Here is an 11,522-nt window from a genome sequence, read left to right as displayed (position 1 = left end):
GAGAACAGGTGGAGCGTCCTCGTTCGGGCGGTGAAATTCCGTCATTCCACATGCGCGTCCGGGTGTCGCACGTAACGCTATTGGCAAGTGCGGATGGCGTGTTCCATGGTCTGATGCACCCTCAGAACTCAATAAAATAAGACAACATCGGTCCGCTCGACCAGGGTTGGGGGGATGCACCCCGATAGGCTCGGAACCTCGACGCGGAGCCCATGGCCTGCCCGGATGGTGGAATGCAGACACGGCGAGCTTAAACCTCGCTGCCCCTTCGCGGGCGTGCCGGTTCAAGTCCGGCTCCGGGCACTTTCCCGCCCACGCGATGAGTACTCACGCGTGGGCCGGCATCCCGTCTTCAACCCTCGTAGACGGTGAGTACGGCACCGTCGATCTCGATCCGGCGGCCGGCGCGCATGCCGTCGCGGCGCAGTCTTCTCAGACAGGTGTGGAACAGGGGCAGCTCGTCCGCGTCCAGGACGGCGGCGGCCAGTTCCAGGAGTTCGGTCACTGACCGGTCGGTCAGTACCTCGGGCAGCTCACCGGAGAGCAGTACGACCGATTCTCCGGCGGGCCCGCGGACCACGGCCGTGGCCGGTCCGCCATGCACGAACAACACATTCCCCCCTGGGAGCCCGGGTCGTGCGGCTCTCGCTCCTCGGGCAGGACGAGAGACTAGCGGGGGAGTCCGGCGCTTTCGGCCACAGTCGAATTCTTTTTCCGACTGCACGAAAGAGTGAACATCCGCGATCGCGGACCGCCGACACCCGGCTTCCGGACGGTCACTTCCTTGGCCAGGGGTGGGGGTTGGGCGGTCGGTCGGGGACGGACGGGGTTCGTGGTGCCGGGGCGCGGAGGGGGGCCGGAGTGCCGACCGAGCCGGTGCGAGTGACGGGCTCGACGGGACCGTCGCGTCGGTGCGGGGCGCAGGGGTGCGGTGGGCCGATGTCCGGGGCCCTTTCCGGGGGCCGGAGGGGGCTCGTGGCGTCGGGTGCGGGTGCGGGTGCGGGTGCGGACGTGGCGAGCGTGCTGTGGCGCGAACCGACGCGCACGGCCCGGGCCCCGTCGCAGACGCCGATGCTCATCGGGCAGCCGCTCGTGTTCGCGCGGCGCCGGGCTGCCGGCGTGGCTCGGGGTGGGGCAGGAGAGGGCTCGCCGTGTCGGGCGGGCGGTGGTCGTGGTCGCCTTGGCGGGGCCGGGCGGGGTGACTTTGGCGGGGCCGGACGGCGGTGGTCAGTTCTTCGGGGTGCGGTCCAGCAGGGACTCCACCAGTGCGGCCACGTGGCGGCGGTCGTCGGCCGAGAGTTTCTGGACGCTGGCGATGAGCAGGTCCACCTCGGGGTCGGCCGGGTGGAGGGCCGTGCCCTCGGCGCTCTGGGCGGCCGGCGTGCCGTAGACGTGGATGCCGCAGGCCTCCGCGGCGGCGCGGCGGACGGTGTCCAACGGGAGTTCCAGCCCCTTGGACAGCCCCTCCAGCGTCGTCGACTGGGGCATGCGGACGACCCGGTCCGTGGTCGCCAGGTGGTGGACGGTGGAGCGCGGGACGCCACCGCGGCGCGCCACCTCGCCGTAGGACCAGCCCTTGAGGTCCAGGCGCTCACGGATCAACTGCTGGAGTGCGTTGGCCACGGGTGGGTCACTTCCTGCTCGCCGCTCGGCGGAACCGTCCATGTCGGAGCCGATTCTACGGGCGGGTCCACCCGCCTCCGAAAGGGTGATTCCCCGAACGGGTTGCGCAGCGGCCCCGCGAGGCCCTAGTGTCCAATCTCGTTGGACAGCACGTCCGACCAAGTTGGACAGAGTGTGGGGGGAACCTGACTCGGTCCGACCGGAAATGCCCATCCCTGAGGGGGAATTGATCATGATGGACGCTCACGAGCTCGAGGCCGAGTCCGCGGAACTGCTGCCGGGCCGGGAGGCCCTCGGTCGTCTGAAGTTCAGCTTCAACAAGACGACCAACGTCACCAAGCACATCGCGAACGTCGAGGCGCACAACACGTCGATGGCCGTCAACGACCACTCCTTCGCCTCGGCCGCCGCCTCCCAGGCCGGCCAGAACATCACCGTCACCCAGTAACACCCGCGCACCACCTCGAACCCGATCCGCATCACCTGAAAGGACGTCCGTCATGAGCATGGACATGCACGAGCTGGAGACCGAGTCCGCCGAGCTGCTGCCGGGCCGGGAGGCCCTCGGTCGTCTGAAGTTCAGCTTCAACAAGACGACCAACGTCACCAAGCACATCGCCAACATCCAGGCGGACAACCAGTCCGCGGCGCTCAACGACCACTCCTCCTACTCGGTCGCCGAGTCGCAGGCCTCGCAGTCGATCGTCGTCAAGCAGTAACGACGACGTGATCACGGCCGTCGGGGCGGACCGCCCGTACCAGCGGTGCGGTCCGCCCCGACGGCCATGCAAGGGGGGAAACGGGGAGGACGTGGGGGGAGACCACATATGACAGTGCTCGGAGACGGGCCCCCGACGCTGTACGACCCCGGGCCGGTGCCCGGGCCGGGCGGCTGGCCGGTCACCTACGAACAGGTGGCCACGGGCAGCCTGCCGGTCGTCGAACAGCGGCTCGTGCCACGGCTGAGCGCGGGGCTGCGGCTGCACGGCGAGTACCAGGGCTCGGGCTTCACCGAACCCAAGTACATCGCCCGTCGGGGGGACGGGCAGGTCGTGCAGCTGTCACGGCTGCTGTATCTCGTGGCGTCGTCCGTCGACGGCGTCCGCGACGCGGAGTCGATCGCCCACCGGGTCAGCGCGCGCTTCGGCCGCGAGGTCAGCGGCGAGAACATCCGCTTCCTGGTGGAGAAGAAGCTCGAACCGCTCGGGGTGACGGTCCCCGAGGGCCAGGAGAGCGACGAGGTCGACGCCCCGCGCTCCGATCTGCTGCTCGCCCTCAAGGGCCACCGGGTCATCTTCGACGAGCGGCGCACGGCACGGATCGCGCGGACGTTCGCGTGGCTGCACCGGCCGGTCGTGGTGCTGGTGATGATGGCGGCGGCCGTCGCCATGGACGTCTGGCTGTTCGCCTTCTACGGGGCGATCGAGCCGGTCCTGGAGGTCCTCGACCAGCCGCTGCTGATCCTGCTGGTCTTCCTGCTGACCGTGGCCTCGCTCGTGTTCCACGAGTTCGGCCACGCCTCCGCGTGCAGATACGGCGGCGCACGGCCCGGGTGCATCGGCTGCGGGATCTTCCTGATCTGGCCGTCGATGTACACCGACGTCACCGACGTCTACCGGATCGGCCGGGGCGGGCGGATCAGGACCGACCTCGGCGGGGTCTACTTCAACGTGGTCTTCATGCTCGGCATGGCCGGGCTGTACTTCGCCACGGGGGAGCCCTTCTTCCTGGCCGCGGTCTACCTCGGGCACTTCGAGATCCTCGAACAGCTGATGCCGGCCGTGCGTCTGGACGGCTACTACATCCTGGGCGACCTCGCGGGCGTGCCCGACCTCTACGGCAAGATCAAGCCGATCCTGCTCGGTCTGGTGCCGGGCAGGAAGGGGCGGGCCGCGCGGAAAGAGGTCGCCGGCCTGAAGAAGTCGGCGCGGACCATCGTGGCCACGTGGGTGCTCACCATGGTGCCGCTGATCATCGGCGAGATGGCCTACGCGCTGTGGAACCTGCCGAGGATCATCGCCACGATGACCCGGTCCATGGTCGAGCAGTTCTCCGGCACCGGGTCGGCCTTCGCGGACGGCAAGATCGTCGAGGGCCTCGTCGGGGTGCTGGGCTGTCTGATGCTGCTCATCCCGATGGGCGGGGTCGTCTATCTCTCCGTGAAGATCGGGGGGCGGATCTTCCGTGCCGCCAAGCGGTCCACGGCGGGGCGGCCCGTGCTGAGGGTGGCGCTGTGCGGGGTGGTCCTCGCCGGGCTGACCGGCCTGAGCTACGCATGGACGTCGGGTCTGACGCCCCAGCCGCTGCCGAAGAAGCCGCCGATCGCGCCGATCCTCCAGCCCGGGGTGTCGACGGAGGAACCGCAGCCCCGGCAGGCCACGACTCCGGACGGCGACGCGTCCACCTCGGACGACGATCCGTCGGGCGATCCGTCGGGCACCGGACCGGGAGCGGTCCCGCCATCGGCGGGGGGCGGTGCCTCGGGCTCCGGCGCCCCGTCCGCCGGTGCCTCCGCCGCCTCGGCGTCCGCCTCCCTGGCGTCGTCCGCGACACCGCCCGGTGCGGCGAGCGGGGGTTCCTCCCGGAAACCGGCGTCCCCGAGCCAGGGCACGTCGGCGGGCCCGGAACCCTCGTCGCCGGGCACGGGCGAGGGCCCGTCGAGCCAGGCCCCGTCCCCGATCCCGTCGGAGAGCATCCCGGCGTCCCCGGCGGACACCCCCTCCCCACCGCCGGCCAGCGGAACACCCGGGGCGTCCTGAGGGGGCGGGACGGAGACGGACCGGCCGCGCAGGCTTCCGGCCCGGGCATCGAGGAGGGGACGGCGGCGACCCGGCCGCCGGGCTTCCCGGACACCGGGGCCGGGGCCGGGTCCGGGGCCCGGGAGGAACCGTCCGCCCCACCCGAGGCAGACCCTCGGCCCGCCACGGCCGGCTCCCGCCACGGGGGCCGGCCAGATCCCTCCCGGAAGGGGGCGTCCTGCCGGACCACCTGCGTGGGGCCGGGGCCGGGCGGGAGCGGGGAGAGGGGCCTCGCATCCCACGGACGGCGGGTCGGGCAGCTCTTTCCGGGGCCGGGAGCCGGGGCCCGGGGCCGAGGGCCGGGGCCGGTCGATTCGCGTCAAGCGGTCCGGTCGGCGGATCTGGCCCGAGGAGGGCGAGGTCGGGCAGCTCCTTCCGAGGGAGGAGGGACGAGGGTCAAGGGCCGGTGGCCTGGGGCCTGGGGTCGGGGCCGGTCGATTCGCATCAAGCGGTCCGGTCGGCGGATCTGGCCCGAGGAGGGCGAGGTCGGGCAGCGCCTTCCGAGGGAGGAGGGACGAGGGTCAAGGGCCGGTGGCCTGGGGCCTGGGGTCGGGGCCGGTCGATCCGCGTCAAGCGGTCCGGTCGGCGGATCTGGCCCGAGGGGGCCTTCGGCCCTTGCCCCGCGGCCCGGTGGTCCGGCGGTCTGCGCCGACCCGCGTGTGTGGTCCTCACGCGGGTCGGCGCTCGGGCCTCGTCCCGGCCGCCCGCGGGCCCGGCGCCCGGCGTCACGGCCGGTTCCGGGCCCCTCCTCGTCGCCCTCCCCGCAGCCGGGCCACCCGCATCCAGGCCCCCCCCCGCACTCCGACAACCCGCATCCAGGCCCCCCGCACTCCGACAACCCGCATCCAGGCCACCCGCACCCCCACATCCCTACTGATCCACCACCCGAGGAGATTCCTTGAGCAGCCACCGAAAACCCCGTACCTCCACCCCGTTCACCCGACGTGCCGTTCGCGTGGGGCTGTTCGCCGCCGGTGTCGCCGGTGTGGCGACCGCCGTACCGGCGCAGGCGGCCACCGGCGGGGCCGCCACCAAGGTCGCCGTCGCGTCGGACCATGTCTTCAGCCACGCCGACCGGCTCGACCACGAGGAGGAGAAGGACTCCTTCACCATCCGCCAGTTCGGCAAGGTGAACGCCGCCTCCGTGCGCAACCAGGCCAACGCGGTCTCCTCGGGCTGCACCGCCGACGACGCCTGCCGTTCGGTCGCGCTGTCGTTCCAGATCGTCACCATCGCGGGTGAGCACACCCGCCTGAACGCCGTGAACCTCAGCGACGCCACCAACAAGAGCTGCACCGGCTGCCAGACCCTGGCCGGCGCCTACCAGTTCGTGGTCTCCACGCCCACCCCGCTCACCCTCGACTCGGCCCACCGCCGCCAACTCGCCGACATCCAACGCAGGCTGGACGCGCTGACCCGCTCCGACGTCCCCGCGACCGACCTGCGCACCCGGGCCGACGCCCTCGCCGCCGAGGTCAACTCCGTCCTCCGGGACGCCGTGGCCGACGCCCCGAAGGGCGATGCGCAGGAGGACGTCACCATGCGCCGCCACCTGGACGGCTGGCCCGGCCGCTGACCCGTCGGCCGTCCGGCCCGCGGCAGCCACCCGCGGGCCGGACGGCCGCGCTGACCGTTGACATCGGCAGTCCCTGGGCGCAAACTCGGCACATTCAAGTGAAAAAAACTTCACTGTGCGAACATCCGCAATGGCGGCCAGTACCCCAGCCCTCCGAAGGGAACGCTCGATGCGTACCACCGTCGGCATCATCGGAGCCGGCCCCGCCGGCCTCCTCCTCGCCCGGCTCCTCCACCGCGCCGGCATCGACTCGGTCGTCCTGGAGAGCCACGACCGCGCCTACGTCGAGCAGCGCCAGCGCGCCGGGATCCTGGAGCAGGGCACGGTCGACGTGCTGCGCGCGGCCGGCGCCGGCGAGCGCATGGACCGCGAGGGGCTGAACCACGACGGCATCGAGCTGCGCTACGCGCGGCAGCGCCACCGCGTCGACTTCCCTGCCCTCACCGGCGGCCGGTCCGTGATGGTCTACGCCCAGACCGAGGTCTGCAAGGACCTCATCGCCCTCCAGCTGAAGGACGGCGGCCCCCTGCTGTTCGAGGCGGAGGCCCTGGCCGTCGAGGGTGCCGACACCGACAACCCGCGCGTCCGCTTCCGGCACGAGGGCCGCGAGGACGTCCTGGAGTGCGAGTACGTCGTCGGCTGCGACGGCTTCTGGGGCGTCGCGAGGAAGGCGATTCCCGCCGAACTGACCAAGGTCTTCGAGCGGACGTACCCCTTCTCATGGCTCGGCATCCTCGCCGACGTCCCGCCCTCCCACGACGAACTCGTCTACGCCCGCCACGACCGCGGCTTCGCCCTGCTGTCCATGCGCTCCCCGTCCGTCTCCCGCCTCTACCTCCAGGTCCCCGAGGGAACGGACGCCGAGAGCTGGGGCGACGAGGAGATCTGGGACGAGCTGGAGCGGCGCTTCGAGACGGACGACGACTGGACCCTCGAGCGCGGCCCGATCACCCAGAAGTCCGTCACCCCCATGCGCTCCTACGTCCACGAGCCCATGCGCCACGGCCGGCTCTTCCTCGCCGGTGACGCGGCCCACATCGTCCCGCCGACCGGCGCCAAGGGCCTGAACCTCGCCGTGGGGGACGTCGTGACCTTCGCGAGGGCGCTGACGCACCAGAAGGAGACCGGTTCGGCCGAACGCCTGGACGCCTACTCCGAGACCTGCCTGCGCCGGGTCTGGCAGGCCGAACGGTTCTCGTACGACATGACGGGCCTCCTGCACCGGGCGCCCGACGCCACTCCCTTCGAGGACCGGATGCAGCTGGCCCGGCTGGAGCGGATCGCCGGGTCGCGGGCCGCCGAGACCGACCTCGCCGAGGGGTACACCGGCTTCGCCTTCGGATGAGGGCCCCTCCGGTGCCGGGAATCACGCCCGCGCGTAGCGTGTTGGCCAGCACAACGAGGGAAGATCCTCCTCAAGCACTAGGGTCATTCCTTTGCCTACCCATTACTCTTGAGGCAAGGTCCACACACGGTGGCCATGGAGGAGTGAAATGAGGAGCAGCAACCCGGTCTTCTCGCGACGGGGGTTCAGCCGCGACAACGGCTACGCGGGCTTCAACACCGCGCCGCAGGCCGGGGGAGCAGCCGTGGGCACGCAGGGCAGCCCCTACGCGCAGCCGCAGGGCAACCCGTACGCGACCAACCCCTACGCCCAGCAGGACCTGCAGCAGGGAGCGCCGCCGCAGGCCCCGGTGACCACCGGCCGGATGACGATGGACGACGTCGTCATGCGCACCGGCACTACGCTCGGCATCCTGATCGTCACCGCCGCGCTCTCCTGGGCGCTGCTGCCCGTCGACGACGCCAACATCGGCCGCTCGTACGGCATCGGCATCGGCGCCGCGGTCATCGGCATGGTCCTGGCGCTCGTCCAGTCCTTCAAGCGCACGGCCACGCCCGCGCTGATCGTGTCGTACGCCGCGTTCGAGGGCGTGTTCCTCGGCGTGATCTCCAGCATCGTCGACAACCGCATCGCGAGCGGTGCGGCCATGCAGGCCGTCATCGGCACACTGGCGGTCTTCGCCGCCGTGCTCGTGGCGTACAAGGCCGGCTGGATCCGCGTCAACCGACGGTTCTACGGCTTCGTCATGGCGGCCGCGCTCGGCTTCATGCTGCTGATGGTCGTCAACCTGCTCTTCGCCGCCTTCGGCGGCGGCGACGGTCTCGGCTTCCGCAGCGGCGGCCTCGGCATCCTGTTCGGCATCATCGGCGTCCTGCTCGGCGCGTGCTTCCTCGCCCTCGACTTCAAGCAGGTCGAGGACGGCATCGCCTACGGTGCGCCGAAGGAGGAGGCCTGGCTGGCGGCGTTCGGTCTGACGCTGACGCTGGTCTGGATCTACATGGAGTTCCTGCGCCTCATCGCGATCCTCAACAGCAACGACTAGTCCTCGACGGTCGTACGGCGAAGGGCCCCCGGTCGAACCGGGGGCCCTTCGGCATGTGCGCAGCTCAGAAGTACCTGCGCGCGGCCCTCCTCAGGTCGTACTCGTGGATGATCGCCTTGGCGTGGCCGTACGCGAGGTTGTGTTCGTGGCGGAGCCAGCTGACCTTTTCCTCGAAGCGGAAGAGGGCTGGGCCTTCGTCGACGGTGCGGAGCCAGTCGGACACTTCACGACCGGTGCAGTGGGGAATGCGGGCGAGCATGTTGCGGTGGGTCTCCTCGGAGAGGACGTGGGACATCGGCGCCTCCGGACGCAAAGGGGATGTAAGCCGGTCCTTCAGGTCACCGTGCCTGAGCGTTCGCCTGTTGGCAACAGTCCCGGTGGGACGCGTACGGTTGCCGGGTGGCTGATACGACACGTCTGACCCGGGCTGTGGACCACTTCGCCGACCGTCTGCGGGCCGCGCCGCAGAGCCGGCTGCAACGGGGTGCGGCCGCCGAGGCGCTGGGCCTGGCCCGCGAGTTCGCCCGCCGGACGCAGGTTCTGGAGGAGCCGGGGACCGCTCCGCGCGAGATGCCGGACGCGGGGATGTTCGCCGCCGCCGACCAAATCACCGTGGCCGTGCACGACTTGGCCCTCGTCCTGACGGACGAGGGCCAAGTGGAAGAAGCGCTGGAGCTGGTGGCGCAGGCCCAGCAGCGTGCCGGAGTGTGACTCCTACAGGGACGCTATGACCCGGTCGGCCAGGATGTAGACGTTCTCCTCGCCGCACGCGAAGGTCAGCGTGTACGCGCCCGAGATGCCCGAGCCGCCCAGCAGCACCGGGGTTTCGCCGGCGCGGAGGGCCGCCGAGAGGCGTTCCGCCGTCTCGCGGTGGCCCGGGGTCATGCAGAGTGTCGTGCCGTCGGCGAAGACATAGACGTCGAGGGTGCCGAGCGGGCCCGGGCGGACGTCGGCGAGCTCGGTGCCGGAGGCGGCCAGCTCCTCCAGCGTCGCCACCGTGCGTTCATGGTCGTTCACGACGGGTGAACCGACCGGGACGAAGTCCGGGTGGCTCGGGTGCCGGCGGCGGGCCGCGGCCAGCTCTGGGGAGTCGCCCGCGAACTCGTCCAGGTCGACGGTCGGCTCCGACACCGGCTCCAGGCCCACGAAATCGGCCTGCCGGGGCAGGAACAGATCGCTGTCGGGCAGACCGAGCAGCGAGGGTGCGTCGGAGGCGTCACGGGCCTCCTGGGCCGCCCAGAAGGCCCGCGCCTCGGCGAGCTCGCGCTCGCGCTCCTCGGCGAGGGCCTCGGCCACGGCGGCGCGTATCTCGTCGACGTCAGCGGCGGGGCGGGCGGCCGGTACGAGACCCCGTACGGGCGCGGTGTTGTTCCTGGCGAGCTCGGTGTGCAGGGCGGCGACCTGTCGGCGCAGCACCATGAGGGTGCGCAGGACGGCGACGCCCACGGCGCCCGTGGCGGCCGTGGTGACCAACAAGGCGATCGGCATGGCGCTCACTGACGTACTCCCGGTTCAAAGTCGACCCCCGACTTCCTACATCAGCTTGAAGGGCGGACTATCCAGCTGTCAGTGCGTAACGTCACGAAACGGACAGGACTTTGGGCCCGGGGTTTAGTGGTGAAACGGCTCTGACCTGCGTAAATCCCTTCCGGAAGGGAGATAGGTCACATCCTGAGGGAGATTGGATCACAAATCGGCCCAGAACCTTGGAGTTTCCTGGGTTCTGGGCCAAAGAGTGACAGCGAGTTCCCGTACGGATACGGAGTGTTGACGCTTCGGCGCCTGCTAGCTCAGACGCTCGATGACCATCGCCATGCCCTGGCCGCCGCCCACGCACATGGTCTCCAGACCGAACTGCTTGTCGTGGAACTGGAGGGAGTTGATGAGCGTGCCGGTGATGCGGGCGCCGGTCATGCCGAAGGGGTGGCCGACGGCGATCGCGCCACCGTTCACGTTCAGCTTCTCCAGCGGGATGTTCAGGTCGCGGTACGAGGGGATCACCTGGGCGGCGAACGCCTCGTTGATCTCGACCAGGTCGATGTCGTCGATGGTGAGACCGGCGCGGCGCAGCGCCTGGTTGCTCGCGTCGACCGGGCCGAGGCCCATGATCTCGGGGGACAGGCCCGAGACACCGGTCGACACGATGCGGGCGAGCGGGGTGAGGCCGAGCTCGCGGGCCTTGGTGTCGGACATGATCACGACTGCTGCGGCACCGTCGTTGAGCGGGCAGCAGTTGCCGGCCGTGACGAGACCGTCGGGGCGGAAGACCGGCTTCAGACCCTGCACGCCCTCGAGGGTGACGCCCGCGCGGGGGCCGTCGTCCTTGCTGACCACCGTGCCGTCGGGCAGCGTCACCGGGGTGATCTCGCGCTCCCAGAAACCGTTCTTGATGGCTTCCTCGGCGAGGTTCTGCGAGCGGACGCCGAACTCGTCCATGTCCTGACGAGTGACGCCCTTGACGCGGGCCAGGTTCTCGGCGGTCTGACCCATGGCGATGTACGGGTCGGGGAGCAGACCGTCCTCGCGCGGGTCGTGCCAGGTGGAACCCTCGGACGCGGCGGTGGCGGCGGTGCGGGCCTGGGCCTCGTCGAAGAGCGGGTTCGTGGTGCCCGGCAGACCGTCCGAGCTGCCCTTGGCGTAGCGGGAGACCATCTCGACGCCGGCCGAGATGAAGACGTCGCCCTCGCCGGCCTTGATGGCGTGCAGGGCCATGCGGCTCGTCTGCAGCGAGGAGGAGCAGTAGCGGGTGATCGTGCAGCCGGGCAGGTGGTCCATGCCCATCTGCACGGCGACGATACGGCCCAGGTTGTACCCCTGCTCACCGCCGGGCAGGCCGCAGCCGAGCATCAGGTCGTCGATGTCGCGCGGGTCCAGCTCGGGGACCTTGGCGAGGGCGGCCTGGATGATCGTGGCGGTGAGGTCGTCGGGGCGCAGGTCCTTGAGCGAGCCCTTGACAGCGCGGCCGATGGGGGAGCGGGCGGTCGAGACGATCACGGCTTCGGGCATCACGGCTCCATTGGCGTACGGAATTGTTCTTCCTGGACGGGGCTCCTTGGGAAGTTACCCGGACGTATGGCCTGGGTCACGGGGGTGGCGGTGTGACCTATGTCTAAGCGCTTGCTTTGGCCTCCGGCGATT

General features: G+C 70.6%; 12 protein-coding genes and 1 tRNA gene. 8 read left to right on the top strand and 5 right to left on the bottom strand.

Annotated elements, in window-relative coordinates:
• Positions 1–219 precede the first annotated feature (219 nt).
• A tRNA-Leu gene (locus IOD14_RS40030) sits at positions 220–303 on the top strand.
• A 49-nt stretch (positions 304–352) separates the two neighbouring features.
• Here the strand turns inward: IOD14_RS40030 and IOD14_RS40025 are convergent.
• Positions 353–604: a hypothetical protein gene (locus tag IOD14_RS40025; RefSeq protein ID WP_249126185.1), complete on the bottom strand. Its 252-nt coding sequence runs from the start codon at positions 602–604 to the stop codon at positions 353–355.
• Between the two features lie 623 nt (positions 605–1,227).
• On the bottom strand, positions 1,228–1,623 hold the full coding sequence (locus IOD14_RS40020; RefSeq protein WP_123989767.1) for a helix-turn-helix transcriptional regulator: 396 nt from the start codon (positions 1,621–1,623) through the stop codon (positions 1,228–1,230).
• A gap of 232 nt (positions 1,624–1,855) precedes the next feature.
• Here IOD14_RS40020 and IOD14_RS40015 point away from each other — a divergent pair, with 232 nt between their 5' ends.
• The 6 genes from IOD14_RS40015 (at position 1,856) to IOD14_RS39990 (ending at position 8,384) form a co-directional block, all read left to right on the top strand.
• Positions 1,856–2,071, top strand: a complete 216-nt coding sequence (locus IOD14_RS40015; RefSeq protein ID WP_249126184.1) for a hypothetical protein — start codon at positions 1,856–1,858, stop codon at positions 2,069–2,071.
• A 52-nt stretch (positions 2,072–2,123) separates the two neighbouring features.
• On the top strand, positions 2,124–2,342 hold the full coding sequence (locus tag IOD14_RS40010; protein ID WP_007382551.1) for a hypothetical protein: 219 nt from the start codon (positions 2,124–2,126) through the stop codon (positions 2,340–2,342).
• Positions 2,343–2,450: 108 nt separating this feature from the next.
• Positions 2,451–4,382, top strand: a complete 1,932-nt coding sequence (locus IOD14_RS40005) for a hypothetical protein (RefSeq protein WP_212672850.1) — start codon at positions 2,451–2,453, stop codon at positions 4,380–4,382.
• Positions 4,383–5,319: 937 nt separating this feature from the next.
• On the top strand, positions 5,320–5,997 hold the full coding sequence (locus IOD14_RS40000; RefSeq protein ID WP_123989765.1) for a hypothetical protein: 678 nt from the start codon (positions 5,320–5,322) through the stop codon (positions 5,995–5,997).
• Positions 5,998–6,166: 169 nt separating this feature from the next.
• Positions 6,167–7,342, top strand: coding sequence for a 4-hydroxybenzoate 3-monooxygenase (locus IOD14_RS39995; RefSeq protein ID WP_212672849.1), 1,176 nt, complete (start codon positions 6,167–6,169; stop codon positions 7,340–7,342).
• A gap of 148 nt (positions 7,343–7,490) precedes the next feature.
• Positions 7,491–8,384, top strand: a complete 894-nt coding sequence (locus IOD14_RS39990; protein ID WP_123989763.1) for a Bax inhibitor-1/YccA family protein — start codon at positions 7,491–7,493, stop codon at positions 8,382–8,384.
• A gap of 64 nt (positions 8,385–8,448) precedes the next feature.
• On the opposite strand, the gene IOD14_RS39985 is transcribed toward IOD14_RS39990, so the two are convergent.
• Positions 8,449–8,679: a DUF4287 domain-containing protein gene (locus IOD14_RS39985; RefSeq protein WP_020120819.1), complete on the bottom strand. Its 231-nt coding sequence runs from the start codon at positions 8,677–8,679 to the stop codon at positions 8,449–8,451.
• A 104-nt stretch (positions 8,680–8,783) separates the two neighbouring features.
• Here IOD14_RS39985 and IOD14_RS39980 point away from each other — a divergent pair, with 104 nt between their 5' ends.
• Positions 8,784–9,095, top strand: coding sequence for a hypothetical protein (locus tag IOD14_RS39980; protein WP_212672848.1), 312 nt, complete (start codon positions 8,784–8,786; stop codon positions 9,093–9,095).
• 3 nt (positions 9,096–9,098) lie between these two features.
• On the opposite strand, the gene IOD14_RS39975 is transcribed toward IOD14_RS39980, so the two are convergent.
• Both IOD14_RS39975 and IOD14_RS39970 read right to left on the bottom strand, forming a co-directional pair.
• Positions 9,099–9,881 (bottom strand): hypothetical protein, encoded by a 783-nt coding sequence (locus IOD14_RS39975; protein WP_123989762.1) that lies wholly within the window; start codon positions 9,879–9,881, stop codon positions 9,099–9,101.
• 288 nt (positions 9,882–10,169) lie between these two features.
• On the bottom strand, positions 10,170–11,390 hold the full coding sequence (locus tag IOD14_RS39970; protein ID WP_062029947.1) for an acetyl-CoA C-acetyltransferase: 1,221 nt from the start codon (positions 11,388–11,390) through the stop codon (positions 10,170–10,172).
• Positions 11,391–11,522: the final 132 nt, after the last annotated feature.

Source organism: Streptomyces sp. A2-16, assembly GCF_018128905.1.
Lineage (GTDB): Bacteria > Actinomycetota > Actinomycetes > Streptomycetales > Streptomycetaceae > Streptomyces.
The sequence above is the reverse complement of the archived record's forward strand: the minus strand, read 5'-3'. Positions and strand labels throughout refer to the sequence as shown.

Excerpts from the sequence above, each read along its gene's own strand:
- IOD14_RS40015 (WP_249126184.1), top strand. The coding sequence starts at position 1,856 with ATGATGGACGCTCACGAGCTCGAGGCCGAGTCCGCGGAACTGCTGCCG.
- IOD14_RS40010 (WP_007382551.1), top strand. The coding sequence starts at position 2,124 with ATGAGCATGGACATGCACGAGCTGGAGACCGAGTCCGCCGAGCTGCTG.
- IOD14_RS40005 (WP_212672850.1), top strand. The coding sequence starts at position 2,451 with ATGACAGTGCTCGGAGACGGGCCCCCGACGCTGTACGACCCCGGGCCG.
- IOD14_RS39995 (WP_212672849.1), top strand. The coding sequence starts at position 6,167 with ATGCGTACCACCGTCGGCATCATCGGAGCCGGCCCCGCCGGCCTCCTC.
- IOD14_RS39990 (WP_123989763.1), top strand. The coding sequence starts at position 7,491 with ATGAGGAGCAGCAACCCGGTCTTCTCGCGACGGGGGTTCAGCCGCGAC.
- IOD14_RS39985 (WP_020120819.1), bottom strand. The coding sequence starts at position 8,679 with ATGTCCCACGTCCTCTCCGAGGAGACCCACCGCAACATGCTCGCCCGC.
- IOD14_RS39970 (WP_062029947.1), bottom strand. The coding sequence starts at position 11,390 with ATGCCCGAAGCCGTGATCGTCTCGACCGCCCGCTCCCCCATCGGCCGC.